Raw genomic sequence first — 18,822 nt, forward strand, 5'->3', positions numbered from 1 at the left:
GTAACTGTATTTAATGAAAAAAGGCGACCGTAGTCGCCTTTTTGTTTCTTTAGAACGCGTACTTTGCTGAAACCTGAACGCGATTCATATCGCCTTCCAGGCCTGCTTCAATCTCACGTTGGGCGAATGTGTACTCGGCGCCCAGTGTTAGTGCAGCTACCGGAGAGTACAGGTAATTTATCCGGGTGCTATAAGAGCTCTCAGTTACTCCCATTCCAGTCAGACTGGTATCGTTATCAATATTCAGGGCAGAAAACATGATTGATGACCGTGAGCGTTCACTCCATACATGGCGGTAAGCGATTGAATAGCCGTATGAATCAATCGTCTCAAGATCATTGTTCTGGGTGATAACCGCGCCGTTTGCTGAGTTAAGTGAAGAATAGCGACCCATGCCGGCGCCGGTATTAAACATCATGCGGATATCGTCGGCGCCCAGATTAATTTTGCTTGATAACGCAATGCCGTAGCCGGTTTCATCTGCGTCTACCAATGCACCATCATTGTAGGAAAGCTGACGCATTAATCCGGCAACTTTAAAATGCCCCCAGTCATCGCGAATAGTGTATGCAGCAATAAGATCTGGTACTGAGTTATCATCAGCTACAATGCGGCCACCGCCACCAAATGGAGTGACAGTGGTTTCAGGGTTCTCAAGTGCGACTTCAAGCCCACCGTTGGTATAACGAACCATGGTTTGACGTCCGAATGTAACGCCATCGGTCACGCCGATAAAGTCCAGTGAATCAGGCAGAATCGACACGTCCATAAAGGTGGTCCATGTTTGACCTACCAGCCAGTTCTTATATTGCAGATACGCGTGGCGGACACGGGGCAAATAAGAGTTACTGATGCGCTCATCACCACCGCTGGTTACGATAAAGTCGAGCTCAAGCACGCCTTTGATGCTATCGCCGCTTTCAGTAGGCGTTTCAGTAGCAAAGCGAAAGCGTGATTGTCTGATGTGTGCATCAAACTGTACATCTTCATCAGGCCCGCCTACGGGCGTTAATGATGGAATATAAAAGTCGCGACCAATGCTACCGGAGGGCAGCGACCCGTCAGAATAGTCAGAGACCATGGCATCAGCCTTGATATAGCCAGAAAAAGCAACATCGGTATTTCCCAGCGTGGCTGCACTTGCACAAAATCCCAGCGAAGACAATGCGCAAACGACGGCGGTTTTTTTCATTGTGTGTTTCATCAGTCTGTCCCGTCTACAATGTAATTGGTTACAATTATGTTAAAAATTCGTGAATGTCTGTTAGGGTGGACTATTCCCTGTTTATTGGAAATAGGCGGATAGTCGCATAAGACTAAAGTCGCAAGTGCAAAACTTAGTCAGTTGATTAACAGGCTGTTTGCGGTAAGACCAAAGTCTCATTTTGCTTTAATCAATACCCGCTAAATTGATGTATCAATATGCTGAAATCGAATTTTTAAACCGGAGGCGCACATTATGACAGCCACTAAGACGTATCCTGTTCCCGAACAAATCAAGCAATCCACCCATTTGGACGAAGCGCAATATACGCAAATGTACAAGGAATCGGTAGAGGATCCGTCAGGATTTTGGGGTAAACACGCCGAATTTCTTGATTGGTATACTAAGCCCTCCAAAGTAAAAAACACGCATTTTGGAAAAGATGATGTGTCAATTAAGTGGTTTGAGGATGGCGAAATTAACGCCAGCTACAACTGTATTGACCGGCATCTGGCAAACGATGCGAAAAAAGTTGCGCTGTACTGGGAAGGAGACTCTCCTGAAGACAACGAAGAAATTACCTATCAGCAACTGCATTACGAAGTATGTAAGCTGGCGAACGGTCTAAAAAAACTGGGTGTAGGGAAAGGCGACCGTGTCGCTATCTATATGCCGATGGTCCCTCACGCTGCCTATGCCATGCTCGCGTGTGCCAGAATAGGGGCGGTTCACTCAGTAATATTCGGTGGCTTCTCGCCCAATGCAATAGCCGACCGCATTAATGACAGTGCTGCGAAAATTGTCATTACCTGTGATGAGGGGCGCCGTGGTGGACGCAGCGTGCCACTAAAACAAAATGTTGATAAAGCGCTATCAAATGGCGCGTGTCCTTCTATCACCAATGTTATTTGTCACAAGCTAACCGGTGGAGACGTTGCCTGGAATGATGACTTAGATGTCGCCTGGGAAGCGCTTATCGATGATTGCTCTGCGCAATGTGAGCCAGAAGTGATGAATGCAGAAGATCCGCTTTTTATTCTGTATACGTCGGGCTCGACAGGTACGCCAAAAGGTGTGGTGCACACTACGGGCGGTTACCTGCTTTATACTGCGCTTACATTTAAATATGCATTTGATTACCAGCAGGACGATGTTTACTGGTGTTCTGCTGATGTTGGCTGGATCACTGGGCACAGTTATATGGTTTACGGACCGATGATAAATGGTGCTTCACAGGTTTTCTTTGAAGGGGTGCCGACGTATCCGGATGTAACCCGTATTGCTCAGGTTATTGAGAAATATAAGGTCAACAGCTTTTATACTGCACCCACTGCAATCCGTGCGCTTATGGCGCATGGTGATAAGCCGGCTGAGGGCTGCGATTTATCTTCACTGAGAATTCTGGGAACCGTTGGCGAGCCAATTAATCCGGAAGCCTGGGAGTGGTATTATCGCGTTCTGGGTCAAAGTCGCTGTCCTATCATGGATACTTGGTGGCAGACAGAAACTGGCGGCCACATGATTACGCCGTTACCGGGCGCTACTACGCTCAAACCAGGGTCAGCCACGCGTCCGTTTTTTGGTATTCAGCCGGCACTGTTTGACGCAGATGGCAACGAGCTGGATGGCGAAGCGGAAGGTAACCTCGTGATTAAGGATAGCTGGCCAAGTCAGGCCAGAACCGTTTATGGCGATCATGAGCGCTTTATAAATACCTATTTCAGTGCTTATGAAGGGGTGTACTTTACCGGCGATGGCGCGCGGCGCGACGAAGACGGTTATTACTGGATAACCGGCAGGGTAGATGATGTTCTTAATGTATCGGGGCATCGACTGGGCACCGCCGAGATTGAAAGTGCGTTGGTGGCGCACAGTAAAGTCGCAGAAGCCGCTGTAGTGGGCTACCCTCATGATATCAAGGGGCAGGGTATATATGTTTATGTCACGCCCAATGAAGGTGTTGAACCGGATGACGCGCTTACCAAGGAGCTGCGTGACTGGGTGCGTCAGGAACTAAGCCCAATTGCCACACCTGACATGATTCAATGGTCAGTGGGACTGCCAAAAACGCGTTCGGGTAAGATTATGCGTCGGATTCTGCGGAAAATCGCGGCCAATGAGCATGACCAACTTGGTGATACATCCACATTGGCGGATCCGTCAGTTGTTGATACACTCATTGAGCAAAGGCTTAATAAGTAAGGGAACATCATGATAACGCTGCTTATTGCAGATGATCATCCGCTGTATCGGGATGCGCTGAAAGGCGCGTTATCGCTGAATCTGCCGGACTTGAGGGTGCTCGAGGCCGGCGATCTTAACCACACCGTATCATTACTGCAAAACGAAGATATCGACTTATTACTGCTGGACCTTCACATGCCCGGCAGTAATGATTTATTCGGATTACTTCATATCAGAAAGCTTTTTCCCGGATTACCGGTAGCAGTGGTTTCAGGAACTGAGGATGCGGCCATAATCTCTAAGATAGTTGGCGTTGGTGCGTTAGGGTTTATTCCAAAGACAGCCAGCTCCGCTGATATTGCCGAAGCGGTACAGGTTATTCTGGACGGCGACATCTGGGTGCCTGAGTCGGTAACTGATCATCTTGAAGAAGTGGACGAAAGTTTCAGCGAGCTGGCCGACAAAGTCTCCAGTCTGACGCCATCCCAGTACAAGGTGCTTTGTTATATGCGTGACGGATTACTTAACAAGCAGATTGGTTACAACCTTGATATTGCAGAGGCAACGGTAAAAGCACACGTTACCGCTATTTTTAAAAAGCTGGGGATAAACAACCGTACCCAAGCCGTTCTGATTGCATCTCAGTTAGAACTGGAGCCGCCAGAGCAACGCCCCTGACAGCTCAACTGATAACGTTCTTAAAATGGATTATCGGTTAGTGGTCTGTATCTGCAGATAGCAGATAGTCAAACTCCGGATCAACGATAAGCCGCCCAGCCATGGCCTCACGGCCTAACAACATAAGATAGGTCATTTCTGAGCGATCGGTTAACGTCAACTGGATTTGCCAGCGTTGCCCGGCCATTTCGATAGGCGTTTGAATCACATACCTGCGCTCGCGGGTTGCGGTAGAACTCTTCACGCGTTTTTGAGCCAGCACCTTCGCCTGGCGGCGGGTGACAGTCTCAACATTATGAATGTCTGGGTGAATATCGAAACTTACCCACAAATCGCCGTCTTTATCGAACTCTTCAATATTATCAACGTGTAGCGATGAGGTAGCGGCGCCACTATCAACGCGCACATGCAGTGATGTGATTGCCAGGTCTGGCAAATTACATAACTCGAGCGCGCCAACAATGCTTTTTTGTTGTGTATCAGATGTACTCACTACTCAATTCCTTTATTCAGAAACTGCTTGCTCTGTGGGCACCAGGCTATCCTGAAGTAGCTCCACATGCTCTGCAACCGCCTCAGCACGGCTGAAATAGGCAACATGATAAATTGCCTCACCTTCCTGAGCCAGCGGGATATTTTGCTTGCCAATTACCACCCCCTCTGCGGGGCAAATAATGGTGGCTTGCGGTTCTCCAAACGGGTCGGCGATAACAGCCAGCCGGTCACCTTTTTCAACGTGGTCACCTAACTGTGCCAAATGCGTGACAAACCCGCTTTCAGATGCGCGTACCCAGCCACTTTGATGGGCGATGAAGCGCTGAATATCATGGCCTTTGCTCTTACGCTTATTCAGCATACCCAAATGCCGCATGGTGTTGATAACGCCTTTTACGCCAGCTCTGACTGAAAATTCGTCATAGCGCAATGCCTGACCGGCTTCATAAAGCAGCATTTTCACGCCGGCTTCACTGGCCGCCTGACGCAATGAACCATCGCGTATATCCGCATTTAATACAACGGGCACGCCAAAGGCCTTGGCCATTTCCATCACTTCTTCATCATCCAGGTTTGCCCGAATCTGAGGAATGTTACTTCGGTGAATGGCGCCGGTGTGAAGGTCAATACCGACATCACATTTGCACACCACTTCTGTGAAAAACAAATGTGCAAGTCTGGCTGCCAATGACCCTTTCTTACTACCCGGGAAGCATCGGTTTAAGTCTCTGCGATCTGGCAGATAGCGTGACTGGTTCAATACGCCGTACACATTGACCATGGGTACAGCAATTAATGTTCCGCGCATACGCTCGATAGATTTAGAGCGGATAAGTCGTGCAACGATTTCAATACCATTGAGCTCGTCGCCATGAATGGCTGCACTGACAAACATGGTTGGGCCAGGGCGTTTTCCACGCTTAACATAAACCGGAATACTCATATTCGTCGCCGTGTACAACGGCGGCATTTCAAGCTGAATTTTGGTCGTTTGCCCGGGAGAGACAGCAACACCCCCGATGACTAAATCAGCATCTGCCACTAGCCTTTCCCTCGTGTCTTTGTTTTGTTAGGTGTCGCATTTTTTTCAATAAACTCAATTATCATTCCAGCCACATCTTTGCTAGTGGCATTTTCGATACCTTCCAGCCCTGGCGATGAGTTAACTTCCATGACCACCGGCCCGCTGTTAGAGCGCAGAATATCTACACCACAGCAATTTAAGCCCATGGTTCGTGCCGCATCCACCGCGCATTTGCGCTCATCCGGCGACAAGCGAGTCAGGCTGGCTGAACCGCCCCGATGCAGATTAGAGCGAAATTCGCCTGGCGCAGCCTGCCGTTTCATGGCTGCAACGACTTTGCCACCCACCACGAAGCAGCGAATATCAGACCCACCGGCTTCTTTAATATACTCTTGTACCAGAATACTGGCATTAAGCCCCATAAAGGCTTCAATGATGGACTCGGCTGCTTTTGCAGTATCGGCCAGCACCACACCAATACCCTGAGTGCCTTCCAGCAACTTAATGACGACCGGCGCGCCACCCACATTCTTTATAAGATCGTCAATTTTATCAGGGTGGTGAGCAAACCCAGTACGCGGCATACCGATCCCTTTGCGCGATAAAAGCTGCAGGGAGCGTAATTTATCTCTTGAGCGACTGATAGCCACCGATTCGTTAATACTGTAAGTGCCCATCATTTCAAACTGTCGGACAACCGAAGTGCCATAAAAGCTCACCGACGCGCCTATACGCGGTATGACAGCATCATACTTGGGCAATCTTTTGCCTTTGTAGCGAACAGAAGGGCGTGCGCTGGTAATATCCATATAGCAGTGCATCGTATCTATGACATCTATCTCATGACCACGCTGTTGACCGGCTTCCTGAAGTCGCTTTGTAGAATATAATTTTGGATTTCTTGAGAGTATTGCGATACGCATCGCAAGGTTCCTTAATATCAGTGTTATAGTTTAACTTTTGTACTGATTGAGCAACACAAAAGTTTGAAGGTACCATGGCTCAGTATTACCGATAAGCAAAATAAATTCATGGTAACGGTCGTAAACTTTTGTAATACCGCTGTACGCACTAGTTTTGTACCGAGGCTTCTTTGATATAACGGGTCATACTTTGCAGTAGCGCGCGCAGCTTCGCCGGCTTTATCGGCTTGCTCAGGTAGTTCACCCCCTGTTCCCTTGCGGTATCTAACAGAGATTGTTCCTGATTGGCTGTAATGAGCGTAGCCGGCAATACAATGTTCAAGTGCTGACGAATTGCGTCAATCAGGTCCAGGCCATTGTGATGTTCACTCAACTGGTAATCCATCAGGAGAATCTGGGGTGAGAAAATATCTGCCTGCGTAAGTGCATCATCCCAGTTATCGGCGGTGACGACTTTGACCCCCCATTTCTCCAGCAGCGTGCGAAGGGCATCAAGGTTTTCCTGCTGGTCATCTACACAAAGTACCCGCAAGCCCTGAAACTGCGCCGGGCGGCCAATACGATTAGGAAGATTCTTCTGTCTCTGCGATGCCTGAGGCAGAACGAGTGAAAAGCAGCTGCCTTTTCCCGGTGTAGAGGTGACACTGATATTTCCTTTCATTTGCATGCTAAGGCGTCTCACCACACCCAGGCCAAGGCCAACGCCCTGACCCTGTGTATCATTGGTGCGATAAAAATCACTGAATATGAGCCCCTGATGCTCTTTTGATATCCCCACGCCAGAGTCGTATACCCTGATAGTGACTTGCTTATCACAGGATGTCACCCGCAATAAAATCCGGCCGGACTGGGTATATTTTACCGCGTTTGAAAGCAGGTTCTGGACTACCCGATAAAGATACGTCTTATCCGCCATCGCCCAGCAGTCGTTGATTCTTGCGCGTAAATAGAGCTGCTTTTCGCTGGCGCGCATTTTCATTTCGTCAGCCAGCGGCGTAAGCAGCTCACGCAAGTTAACCGGCTCCAGCGTGGGCTTTAACTCGCCCTGATCAAGCCGGGCAATATCCAGCAGGGTTGCAATGAGGGTTTCACTGGACGAGACGCTATGGGACAGCTTTTTTACAATATCCTGCATATTACCTGACAGGTTTGCTTCTTCCAGCGCACTGACATAAAGCTTGGCTGCATTGAGCGGTTGCAGTACATCGTGACTGGCCAGTGCCAGAAAACGGGTTTTACTGGCGTTTGCATCTTCTGCTGCCTTTCTTGCTCGTATCAGTTCCTTTTCGGCCTCCGAGCGCCGCTCAATCTCAAGACGAAGCTCGGCATTAATAGAGTGAACTTCTTCGGTACGCTTTTTAATCCTGGCTTCCAAATCAATATTCGATTCTTCCAGCGCCTGCTGAATTTCGATGTGACCGGTAATATCGGTGAAGCTTGTTACAAAGCCACCGCCGGGAAGCGGGTTACCTACCATTTCGATAACCCGGCCGTCTCCGCGCTGACGGGTGAAACGATGAGGGGTACCAGCGCGTAAATGCTCCATGCGCTTATCTACCTGCTCGTTGATATCACCCGCGCCGAATTCACCTCGCTCGGCGTTGTATTGCACCAGTTTCTCCACCGGCGTACCTACCGTTAACATACCTTGCGGATAAGGATATAGCGTGGTGTACTTTTTGTTCCAGGCCACCATATTCAGGTGCTTATCGACCACGCTGATACCCTGATCGATATTTTCCAGAGAGGTAAGCAGCGCAGTCATATTGAACTGCATGGCCTGCGTCGTATCGTCGAAAAAGTTAATAACTTCGGCGAAGTCGAGCTTTTTACCCCGGGTGATACTGTCGATAAGCACCTTTGCACTGGCTGCGCCGATTACGCCACCCAGAGCGCGTTCGCAAAACGACATAAAGTCTTCATCGGGGATTTCATTGCGCGTTATCTGAATATTGTTGAGCTGTTCATAATCAGCAATAAGCTGTTCGCAACGTCCACTGCCCATAAAGGTAGATAACAGGGTGATCAAATCATCGGCCGTCGTTGTCACCGGATGCTTGCCGCGGGCTGTGAGGCCGGCGTCTGTCGGCGAGACAAATGCTTCTGCCTGAATTTTGTCGATCAGCCGCGCTGGGGCGAACAGGCTGAAGCCAATATAGGTCACAATGTTAGCTGCCAGGCTAATCATCGCTCCCTGACTATGCAATTCATTTTGTGCCTGTGCGGGTGCATCGGTATTGAGTATCGGCAGAACCAGCCATAGTATCCAGGTTGTCAGGCCAACCAGCAGCCCGGCATAAACCCCGTGGGCATGCCCGCGCTTCCAGTAAAGCCCCCCGGCTATTGCAGGTAAAAGCTGTATAACCAGCGAAAAGGCAATAAGTCCAATGGAGTGTAACGAGCGGCTGTACGTCATTTGCTGGTGGTAGATAAACGCCAGTAACAGGATCAAGCCGATAACCAATCGCCTGATAAAACGGATATGACGCGTATAATCACGATTGCTCTGGGTGTGATCTTTTAGGGCAAAAACACGCGGAAGTACCACATCGTTGGTCAGCATGGTGCTCAAGGTCAAAGTGGCAACAATAATCATCGCGGTGGCCGCGGACAGGCCACCGATAAAAACAATAACCTGCAGAAAGAGTGATTCTGAGTACATGGCGAGTGAGAGTACGTAGGTATCCGGCTCTACCGTACTCTGGTCAAAAAGAATATTACCTGCCACCGCAATAACAGGAATAACTGTGGCAATGATGGTCAGGTAAAGGGGAAACAACCAACGTGCTGTTTTCAGGTGGCTCAGGTTCAAATTGTCGATGATGGCAACATGGAACTGCCTTGGCAGACAAATAACGGCGGCAGCGGCCATGATGGTTTGTGAGATAAAGCTGAACGAGCCAAGTTGCTCAGCAGCGGCTTTGGCGAAGAACGCATCAGAAATCGACTGCGAGCCCGCATTGTCCCATGCGGTGTAGCCGACAATGGCAACCAGCACCAATGCCAGCAGCTTAATGGACGATTCAAAAGAAATTGCCAGCATCAGACCGCGGCGGTATTCAGTGACATCAGTTTGTTTCGTGCCGAAATAAATTGCGAAAACCGCAATAAACAGGGTCGCCACAATAATTATCATGTGTGTATCCGGCTGCTGTGTGAGCAACTGAAACATAGAACCAATCGCTTTTAACTGCAAAGCAATGTAGGGGATGGTTGCCAGCAAGGCGATCAATGTGACCAATAATGCCACGGTCTGGCGTTTGCCATAGCGGGAGGCGATAAAATCAGCCACCGTGGTGATGTGTTGTTTCTTACTTACCAGTATCAGCTTTTTGATAAACCGGTAGCCAAACAGATAAACCAGAATCGGCCCCAGCAAAATAGGCAGATAATCCCACGAATACTGGCTGGCCTGGCCTACAGCACCGAAGAAGGTCCAGGCCGTGCAGTAAATTGCCAGCGCCAGTGAATAGATAGCCGGATGTGACGTAAGCCACCTTGCGGTAGGAGAGTTGCGGTCGCCCCATCGGGCAATATAAAAGAGCCCTACCAGATAAGTCAGCGCCAGCGCGATCCAGCCAAATGTCATTGCTATTTACACCTGTTTAACATCGTAGTTTAAATTCTACCCTTTATTGCCACGCAAGCGCCTACGACCATCGTCGCATTTGTAGATTCCCCGACCAGGTCTAGAGTAAGTAAAAGCCGCTTTGGCAAAGGTTTTTTCTGTTATCTGGGAGTTGTCGCAGAAACTACAGACCACAGAAAAAACCATTGGTTGGCGAAATGTAAAAAAGAAACAATTAATTAACCTGGTAAGAGGGGAAATATAATGGCATTTAGAAGTGACGAAGACAAAGTCGCTTACTGGAAAGAGAATCTCTCTCTTTTGGTGAAGCTGCTTATTGTGTGGTTCGTCGTATCGTTTGGTGCGGGGATCCTGTTTGTTGACGTGCTTAATCAGATTCAGTTCTTTGGGTTTAAGCTTGGTTTTTGGTTTGCGCAGCAAGGCGCGATATACGTGTTCGTAGCACTGATTTTTGTCTATATGGCAAAGATGAATGCGCTGGACAGGAAGTATGGCGTAAACGAGGAATAAGACCATGGATATTCAAACACTAACATTCTTAATTGTAGGCGGTACCTTTGCACTATACATTGCTATTGCGATATGGGCACGGGCCGGTTCGACAAATGACTTTTATGTAGCGGGCGGTGGCGTACCTCCGGTTCTAAATGGTATGGCAACTGCAGCCGACTGGATGTCCGCAGCATCCTTTATATCAATGGCCGGTCTTATCTCGTTTATGGGTTACGACGGTGCGGTATATCTGATGGGGTGGACCGGTGGCTATGTATTGCTGGCGTTATGTCTGGCACCTTACCTGCGTAAATTCGGTAAGTTTACCGTGCCTGACTTCATCGGCGATCGTTATTATTCCCAAACAGCCAGAACCGTAGCGGTATTCTGTGCCATCTTTGTTTGCTTTACCTACGTGGCCGGACAAATGCGCGGTGTAGGCGTTGTCTTCAGCCGCTTCCTGGAAGTTGATATTATCACCGGTGTACTTATCGGTATGGCGATTGTTTTCTTTTACACCGTGCTGGGCGGTATGAAAGGGATAACGTACACTCAGGTGGCGCAATTCTGCGTGATGGTATTTGCCTATGTTGTGCCGGCTGTTTTCATTTCTATCATGCTAACAGGCCATATTCTGCCGCAAACAGGGTTTGGCGCAACGCTCGCGGACGGGTCGGGGGTCTTCTTGCTTGAGAAGCTTGATCAGCTATCCGTCGATCTCGGGTTTACGGAATATACTTCCGGAACGAAAAGTACTATTGATGTATTCTTTATTACCTTTGCTCTGATGGTCGGTACAGCAGGCCTGCCTCACGTTATCGTTCGCTTCTTCACTGTCCCCAAAGTGAGTGACGCCCGTAAAAGCGCGGGTTGGGCGCTGGCGTTTATCGCCATCGTCTATACGACAGCACCTTCACTGGCAGCATTCGCCCGTACCAACATGATAGAGACTATCAACGGGCCTGAAATGCAGGGTACAGAGTATGCCGAAGCGCCAATGTGGATTAAGAACTGGGAGAAAACCGGCCTGATCGAGTGGAACGATCAAAACAACGACGGGAAAATGTTCTATTCCGGTGATGAGCGCAATGAGATGCAGGTTGACCGCGATATTATGGTACTGGCTAATCCGGAAATAGCTAATTTGCCTGCATGGGTGATTGCGCTTGTTGCCGCGGGTGGTGTGGCCGCCGCGCTTTCGACATCAGCCGGTCTTCTGCTGGTCATCTCGACATCCGTTTCCCATGATTTGCTTAAGCGAAACTTTGCACCGAATATTTCGGATAAGGCTGAGTTACTCTATGCAAGGATGGCAGCAGCAATTGCTATACTCATAGCGGGGTATTTTGGTATTAATCCCCCCGGCTTTGTGGCGCAGGTGGTCGCCTTTGCCTTCGGCCTCGCAGCGTCCAGCTTCTTCCCGGCTATCATCATGGGCATATTCAGTAAGCGCATGAATGATAAAGGGGCGGTGGCTGGAATGTTAGCAGGTATTACCTTTACTGCAGCCTATATCATTTACTTTAAGTTTATTAATCCTGAGGCGAGTACGCCGGATAACTGGTGGTTTGGTATATCTCCTGAAGGTATTGGTACATTGGGCATGCTGGTGAATTTTGTAGTGGCATTCCTGGTCTTTAAATCAACTAAAGAGGCACCTGAAGATATTCAGGAGCTGGTGGAAAGCATACGCTACCCTAAAGGGGCAGGGCAGGCTTCCGCACATTAATACGCAAAGCCCACCGCCAGGTGGGCTTTTTTCTCTGGCAGAGGTGAAAATTATGACGACAGCTTCTCCGCAGATTGTTGATTTTCTTTCTCGTGCCGCACCATTTGAAAACCTGTCGGACGATGCGCTACAGGTACTTGTTCATCACACCAGTATTATTTATCTTTCAGCGCAAAATGTGTCATCGCTTATCCCCAGTGACAGCACGGATTTGTATCTGATTGAAAACGGGCAGTTCACGGTTAAAAAAGGGCAGGGCAGCGCACAACATTTGTCCGAAGGTGACTTCTTTAACTATTCAGCTCAAATTGATGACAATCACGACCCGCTTACCGTCAATGTTGACGAGGCTGGACTTATCTGTGTTATCAGTGCAAAAGGCTTCAACGAGGCGCGACAAAATGCAGACGTAGAAGTTTTTTTCAGAACGCTGGAGAGTGACACGCTACAAAGTCATGCGTTACAAAGCTCCAATTCAATATGGCTTTATAAGCCGCTTCATGAAGCGATAACGCAGTCTCCTATCACGACTACCGTAGATACCACTATTCATAATGCGGCACAAACGATGTCGGAGCATGGCGTTTCCTCATTATTGATTGTACAAAATGACAAGCTGGCAGGCATCGTAACCGATCGCGATCTCAGAAATCGTGTTGTTGCAGCCGCACTTGATGTCACGTTACCGGTCAGCGAAGTCATGACACCCGCTCCGGCTATGATTGACGAGCAACAAACATTGTTTGACGCTATGACACTAATGACCGAGCGCAATATTCACCACTTGCCGGTCACACGCAAAAATACCCACGAACCGGTAGGCATTATTACTGCCTCTGATGTAATTCGTCTGCAACGGGCGAATGTATTGTTTATTATCGGTGAGCTGGTAAAGGCGACCAGTCTGTATGAATTAACGCGTCTGGCATGGCAAATCCCCCATTACTTTGCCTCTCACGCCAGGCGGCCTGGTGATTTTGATATTGCAGGCAAAGTGTTGTCGCAGGCTACGGATATTATGACTCGTAAACTCATTGACTTTTATTGTCATGAGCACGGTGAGGCTCCGGTCAGGTGGTGCTGGCTGGTCTATGGCTCTCAGGCCAGAGAAGACCAGACCATGGGCTCAGATCAGGATAATGGCCTGCTACTGGCCGACACACCGGATAAAGCGCAAAGCGAGTGGTTTGCGGGTATGGCCGAATACGTGTGCAAGGGCTTGGCGAAATGCGGCATCAGGCTTTGCGATGGCAATATTATGGCGAGTAATCCAGCGCTACGGTTATCCTTATCCCATGCTATAGAGGAAGCTCAGCAGTGGGTGGCGCAACCAACGCCCTCGGCCATTCTCGACTTTAATATTTTTCTGGATGTGCGACCGGTGGCAGGCGAACGGAGGCTGTTCGAGGCATTGCAAAAGGCGCGATTGCCGTTATTCAGTGATAGTATTTTTCTCGCCGCACTGGCGCGCAGTACCGCTGACATGTCAGTGCCTTTATCCATGTTTCAGAAGTTTGTATTCTCTAAAAAGGCGCCTGTTAACGATGCCATCGATATTAAAACCGGCGCAGTTGCAATTATTAACAATCTTGCCAGACTTTATGCGCTTGCAGCGCGCCTGACGCAAAGCGGCACGGTTGCACGATTAAACGCCTTGCCGGCAGACAGCTATATGTCTCAGCGCGATGCCAAAAATTTAAAAGAGATCTGGCTGTTTCTTGGCAGGCTACGCTGGCGGCATCAGCTTAGCAATAACACTACTGATAATTTTGTTCGCGTTAGTCAGTTATCCTCAATTGAAAAGCACCAGTTAAAAGCGGCTTTTAAAACAATAGCCAGGGCGCAGCAAGCTGCTGTTATGCACTTTAGTGGCGGAATGGGATGATTAGCTGGATACGCGAACTAGTCAATCTGAACCGGGGTAGGGTCTCAAGTAATGACGAGCGGACAGCATCATCGCTTCTTACAACCAAAATGCTTGCGCTGGATTTTGAGCTTACCAGTCTGAGCATCGATAGCGCGCACATCACTTCTGCAGGGTGGGTAGCCGGGACGGGCTTCAGAATAGAGCCTCATACCAGCTTCTACACCACAGTCCGAGTCAGTCAGTCGCTGGAGCAAAGCCCGGTTATTCATGGGTTAACTGATACGGCACTGGAAAGCGGAAAACCTATCAGCAGTTTAATGAAGCAGTTGTACCCATTACTAGGTGGGCATGTACTGCTCTGTCACCACGCCCGGCTCGAAGTTGGCCTGCTATGCCGCCTTGCGCGTCAATTACAGCTTGCAGAAATTACACTGGTGGTGGTCGATACAATGCAACTGGCTGGATATTTGTTAAAAAAACAGGGGAATACGCTGTCTCAGGATACACTGACTCTAGATAACTGTCGAAAACGCTATAAATTACCCGATGCGCCAATGCATAACGCATTAACCGATGCACAGGCCTGCTATGAGTTATGGCTGGCTCAACTTAGTGAGTTAGGCGTTAAGACCAATGCGACGGTAACAGCGTTATCACATACCGGCGCGCTAAGCTTAAAAAAAATTGGTAAAAACGCGTATAAGTGATTGACAAGATGACGCTGCTTGCGTAAATTGCGCACCCACAGCGAGACAGACGTTCAGATTCTGTTGTAGTTGGCCCAGGTGGTGAAATTGGTAGACACGCTAGCTTCAGGTGCTAGTGACCTCACGGTCGTGGCGGTTCAAGTCCGCCCCTGGGCACCATCCCTCTCAAGATATTTCTTCCTTCAGTTAATAATTAAAATCCTAAGAAATATGAGCTCGGCGGACTAATCCAGCCAAAAATCATAGATTTTTGTCGTTCAGCTGCGCGCAAAGCGGTGCTTTGCATACAGCGCTTGCTTCACCCGCCCCTGGGCACCATCCCTCTCAAGATATTTCTCCCTGTTGTAATTAATTAAACACTTTAGAAAATTAAACTCGGCGGACTAATCCAGCCAAAAATCATAGATTTTTGTCGTTCAGCTGCGCGCAAAGCGGTGCTTTGCATACAGCGCTTGCTTCACCCGCCCCTGGGCCCATCCCTCTCAAGATATTTCTTCCTGTTGTAATTAATTAAACACTTTAGAAAATTAAACTCGGCGGACTAATCCAGCCAAAAATCATAGATTTTTGTCGTTCAGCTGCGCGCAAAGCGGTGCTTTGCATACAGCGCTTGCTTCACCCGCCTCTGGGCGCCATTCTTCTTAAGATATTTCTTCCTGTTGTAATTAGTCAAACACCTTAGGCATTTAAACTCGGCGGACTAATCCAGCCAAAAATCACAGATTTTTGTCGTTCAGCTGCGCGCAAAGCGGTGCTTTGCATACAGCGCTTGCTTCACCCGCCCCTGGGCACCATTCTTCTCAAGGTATTTCTTCCTGTTGTAGTTAATTAAACACCTTGGAAATTTAAACCCGGCGGACTAATCCAGCCAAAAATCGCAGATTTTTGTCGTTCAGCTGCGCGCAAGGTAGCATCTCACCCGTTTTTCATTTTTTGATTATCGCTAAGGTTCTGCTTTGGTATGAGTCTGCTTTTCTATTCAGATTAGGTCTTTAACTTTCAGTTTGGCTAAAAGCCTCTATAAGCGTTTTATTTGACCTAAGGTGATAGGTTAGAGTTGACTGGAAGGCTGTATGCTTCTTCCCTTGCGTTGACGAGTAATCAATTACAAAAAGATGCTGCGTGCCAGAGAAAAGTGCTCAAAAACGCGCTGAGCCTAACTTTTATCGCGCACTCAGCAAGTTAGGACGACTGGCACCTGCATGCGTATAGAAAGCGCGTATTACCACGTATACGCGCTTGTTCCATGCGATACCTATGTTTAATCTAACTCGCTTCAAATTTTTCTCATCCCCGATATATTTACAGCATTAGTAGTCGGGGTAGCAGTATGCAAATCAATACAAATCTTCAAAAGCAGGATTACATCGATGCGTACAGGGAGTTGGTAGCATTTCTTTTCAAACATCCAATTGTAGCAGGCGTTATCGCTTTGCTTTGTCTGGGTGTTTCTGTCGTGTCATTCACTGCATTCCCCCTGAAAATGGGCGCTTACTCGCTGCTGATTTGGCTGTCTGTGGCTGTTATAACAACACAATACAGAACCGGTTCGCTACAGGGGTTATTGAGCGAACTGGCTTTTCAGCAAAAGATTATTTTGCCGGCAACACTGGGCATTACCATCCTAAGTTGGGCCGGCTATGCGGCAGCCGGTTTCCTGCTTGAAGCGGTGCAACTGTCACAGATGAATAGCGCAGCGGAAAACGTATCATCAATGGATGCGGTGGCAATTGGCGGTATCATTATGGCGGCGAGTGCTGTTTGTGTGAGTCAGGTTTTACCGCTGGTTTTGGCTTACTTTTGTCACGGGCTTAGTCTTTCCCGCCAGCAGGGTGAAAAAATCTGGCTGAAGCTGTTGTTCAATCACAAAGCGTTTCTGGCGTTTCTACCCATTGCACAGGTGATTCCTGTTGGAATGATGTTGCAGATAGATATCAGCGCGGTCTTTCTGCTGGCTGCGACGCTGTATTCCACGTTTATCTTTTTCATTGTATTCAATATTCAGCCGTCAGCGCCTCAGCGTACGCAGTCGTTTGATATGGTGGGACAGCTTTAGGTTTCAGCGGGCTATCTGGCCTGCTGGCTGAATTGCTGATATTCGACAACCGCGACTTTATATAACTCTTCTGCCTGAGCGCTATTTTCTTTTAGCGCTTTTTCGAGATCGCCCAGGCACCGATGCAATCGTTCTGCACCTACTTCTCCGGCACTGCCTTTTAGGCCATGCGTGGTTGCCTGCGCGTCTGAATAACGTCCCTGCTGGATGTCCTGCCTGATATCTGAAAGACGGGTTTCTGCCTGCCCGAAGAATATTTCCAATATACGGTTTAACAATGTCTCATTATTCATCAGTCGCTGTAGAGCGCCTTCGCGGTTGAAAGTAATAGGGGTATCAGACATCAGAACGTCACTCCGTTATTCAAAAACCAGTTGATTGCGCCCGGCGCTTTTGGCTCTGTACAAATGTTTGTCTGCCTCGGCGATAACTGCCGTGGCCGATTCGCTGGCCCCAGTTTGATAAAGCGCAAGCCCGATGCTAACTGTGATTTCTTTAAATGGCGAACCAATGTGTGGAATGTGTAAACGCCTTACAGCTTCGAGCACCCGGTTACAAACAATTTCAGCACCGTTGAGAGCAGTGTTTGGCATAAGCAAAAGGAACTCTTCACCGCCGACTCTGACGACTCTGTCCATCGGGCGAAGCAGTGCTTCATTTACCGCTCTGGTCAATCGGCAAAGACACTCGTCTCCGGTCAGGTGGCCATATTCATCGTTGTATTGTTTGAAAAAGTCGATATCAAGTAAGGCCAGAGATAACGGTTGTGATTCGCGCTCACAATCCTTAACGATAAAAGGCAGGCGCTCTTCCAGATAGTGCCGATTGAAGGCGCCGGTCAGTCGATCTGTATAAATAAGCTGCTCTAGCAGGTCGGCTTTAATCTTATGATTAAGCTGCGTTTTAACGCGGTTGCGAAAGGTGGTAGCGTTAATTGGCTTCGTTACAAAGTCAACACCGCCTGCTTCCCAGCACTTTTCCTGCTCTTCGTCACTGTCCGAACCGGTAACAAACATCACCGGTATGTTTGCAGTTGGCTGATTACTACGCAACGCCTCACACAACTGCCTGCCACTCATCTCTGGCATGCTTACATCGCTGATCACAAGGTCGGGTAGTTGCGCAGCACAATAATCCAGGGCCTCACTGGCGCCAGCCACTGCATGACATTGGGTGATATCTTCCAATAGAGAAGTCATGATTAACCGGCTAGTAGGCTGGTCGTCCACAATCAAAACGGTGCAGGCATTAAGCGTGCGTCCGGTATCCTGTTTTAAAATCAACGTGCATCCCTTATCTGCCACGCCAGGCTAACGAAACAGGGCGAAATAACCCTACAACTAAGCGCGCTAATTACATCGTTGTTCCACTTTAAATAAAACGAACCGCTTTTTAAATAAAAACCAGTTATTTATTTCAGTACGTTAGGACGTTGTGCTGTAACTTTGTTCGGGTTAAAAAAGCTTCATCGCTACGATGACATACAGTGCCGCCGTAGCCAGCCAACCGGCCAGGAAAAAATAACTGCGCGGGCTGGGATTTTTCTCTGTGGCAATAGCATAATACAGTACCATGTGCAGTAGCCTTGCCAGCGCGTAAGTCCATACAAGTGCTGCGAGCACAACAGCATCTACCCCAACAAAAATACCGAGCAGGGAAGGCAAAACAAAGACTGATAAGTTTTCCAGCGAATTATGGAATGTGCGATGTGAGCGAAATACGAATGACTCATGACTCAGGTCATCGTCAAGCTTGCCCGGCACGGCGTTATCAGATTTTCCATGGGCTGCCGCAGCTACAAAGTTCTGAACAAACACGGTAATTAAAATGACCCATAGCCCGGTCATCGTCCACCAATAACTTTCTATCATCAT

General features: G+C 48.5%; 15 protein-coding genes and 1 tRNA gene. 8 read left to right on the top strand and 8 right to left on the bottom strand.

What is annotated here, in order from left to right; translation table 11 throughout:
• Positions 1–49: 49 nt before the first annotated feature.
• Positions 50–1,204 (bottom strand): DcaP family trimeric outer membrane transporter, encoded by a 1,155-nt coding sequence (locus FBQ74_RS02590; RefSeq protein WP_139755180.1) that lies wholly within the window; start codon positions 1,202–1,204, stop codon positions 50–52.
• Positions 1,205–1,459: 255 nt separating this feature from the next.
• Here FBQ74_RS02590 and acs point away from each other — a divergent pair, with 255 nt between their 5' ends.
• Positions 1,460–3,406 carry an acetate--CoA ligase gene (acs, locus tag FBQ74_RS02595; RefSeq protein WP_139755181.1) on the top strand — a complete coding sequence of 649 codons (1,947 nt, stop codon included), beginning with the start codon at positions 1,460–1,462 and terminating at the stop codon, positions 3,404–3,406.
• A gap of 9 nt (positions 3,407–3,415) precedes the next feature.
• Positions 3,416–4,066 carry a response regulator transcription factor gene (locus tag FBQ74_RS02600; RefSeq protein ID WP_139755182.1) on the top strand — a complete coding sequence of 217 codons (651 nt, stop codon included), beginning with the start codon at positions 3,416–3,418 and terminating at the stop codon, positions 4,064–4,066.
• A 37-nt stretch (positions 4,067–4,103) separates the two neighbouring features.
• Here FBQ74_RS02600 and FBQ74_RS02605 read toward each other — a convergent pair whose 3' ends face one another.
• The 4 genes from FBQ74_RS02605 to FBQ74_RS02620 form a co-directional block, all read right to left on the bottom strand.
• Complete coding sequence (locus FBQ74_RS02605) at positions 4,104–4,559, bottom strand: ATP-dependent zinc protease family protein (RefSeq protein ID WP_139755183.1); 456 nt, start codon at positions 4,557–4,559, stop codon at positions 4,104–4,106.
• 12 nt (positions 4,560–4,571) lie between these two features.
• The gene (locus tag FBQ74_RS02610) at positions 4,572–5,603 is read right to left on the bottom strand and encodes a succinylglutamate desuccinylase/aspartoacylase family protein (RefSeq protein ID WP_139755184.1); all 1,032 of its coding nucleotides are present in this window, start codon (positions 5,601–5,603) and stop codon (positions 4,572–4,574) included.
• Positions 5,603–6,508: a 30S ribosomal protein S6--L-glutamate ligase gene (rimK, locus tag FBQ74_RS02615; protein WP_139755185.1), complete on the bottom strand. Its 906-nt coding sequence runs from the start codon at positions 6,506–6,508 to the stop codon at positions 5,603–5,605. Before rimK ends, FBQ74_RS02610 begins: the two co-directional genes overlap by 1 nt.
• Before the next feature lie 148 nt (positions 6,509–6,656).
• Positions 6,657–10,097, bottom strand: a complete 3,441-nt coding sequence (locus tag FBQ74_RS02620; RefSeq protein ID WP_139755186.1) for a PAS domain-containing hybrid sensor histidine kinase/response regulator — start codon at positions 10,095–10,097, stop codon at positions 6,657–6,659.
• 243 nt (positions 10,098–10,340) lie between these two features.
• Here FBQ74_RS02620 and FBQ74_RS02625 point away from each other — a divergent pair, with 243 nt between their 5' ends.
• From FBQ74_RS02625 to FBQ74_RS02650, 6 genes are all read left to right on the top strand, one after another.
• Positions 10,341–10,607 carry a DUF4212 domain-containing protein gene (locus FBQ74_RS02625; protein ID WP_139755187.1) on the top strand — a complete coding sequence of 89 codons (267 nt, stop codon included), beginning with the start codon at positions 10,341–10,343 and terminating at the stop codon, positions 10,605–10,607.
• 4 nt (positions 10,608–10,611) lie between these two features.
• Positions 10,612–12,318: a sodium:solute symporter family protein gene (locus FBQ74_RS02630; protein WP_139755188.1), complete on the top strand. Its 1,707-nt coding sequence runs from the start codon at positions 10,612–10,614 to the stop codon at positions 12,316–12,318.
• Positions 12,319–12,370: 52 nt separating this feature from the next.
• Positions 12,371–14,203, top strand: coding sequence for a DUF294 nucleotidyltransferase-like domain-containing protein (locus FBQ74_RS02635; protein WP_139755189.1), 1,833 nt, complete (start codon positions 12,371–12,373; stop codon positions 14,201–14,203).
• Complete coding sequence (locus FBQ74_RS02640; protein ID WP_139755190.1) at positions 14,200–14,892, top strand: 3'-5' exonuclease; 693 nt, start codon at positions 14,200–14,202, stop codon at positions 14,890–14,892. The genes FBQ74_RS02635 and FBQ74_RS02640 overlap by 4 nt, the downstream gene beginning before the upstream one ends.
• 72 nt (positions 14,893–14,964) lie before the next feature.
• A tRNA-Leu gene (locus FBQ74_RS02645) sits at positions 14,965–15,051 on the top strand.
• Between the two features lie 1,171 nt (positions 15,052–16,222).
• Positions 16,223–16,948 (top strand): hypothetical protein, encoded by a 726-nt coding sequence (locus FBQ74_RS02650; protein WP_139755191.1) that lies wholly within the window; start codon positions 16,223–16,225, stop codon positions 16,946–16,948.
• 11 nt (positions 16,949–16,959) lie between these two features.
• On the opposite strand, the gene FBQ74_RS02655 is transcribed toward FBQ74_RS02650, so the two are convergent.
• From FBQ74_RS02655 to FBQ74_RS02665, 3 genes are all read right to left on the bottom strand, one after another.
• On the bottom strand, positions 16,960–17,292 hold the full coding sequence (locus tag FBQ74_RS02655; RefSeq protein WP_139755192.1) for an Hpt domain-containing protein: 333 nt from the start codon (positions 17,290–17,292) through the stop codon (positions 16,960–16,962).
• A 15-nt stretch (positions 17,293–17,307) separates the two neighbouring features.
• On the bottom strand, positions 17,308–18,231 hold the full coding sequence (locus FBQ74_RS02660; RefSeq protein ID WP_139755193.1) for a diguanylate cyclase: 924 nt from the start codon (positions 18,229–18,231) through the stop codon (positions 17,308–17,310).
• A 171-nt stretch (positions 18,232–18,402) separates the two neighbouring features.
• Positions 18,403–18,819, bottom strand: coding sequence for an MAPEG family protein (locus FBQ74_RS02665; protein WP_139757858.1), 417 nt, complete (start codon positions 18,817–18,819; stop codon positions 18,403–18,405).
• Between the last annotated feature and the right edge of the window lie 3 nt (positions 18,820–18,822).

The organism is Salinimonas iocasae (assembly GCF_006228385.1).
GTDB classification, from domain to species: domain Bacteria; phylum Pseudomonadota; class Gammaproteobacteria; order Enterobacterales; family Alteromonadaceae; genus Alteromonas; species Alteromonas iocasae.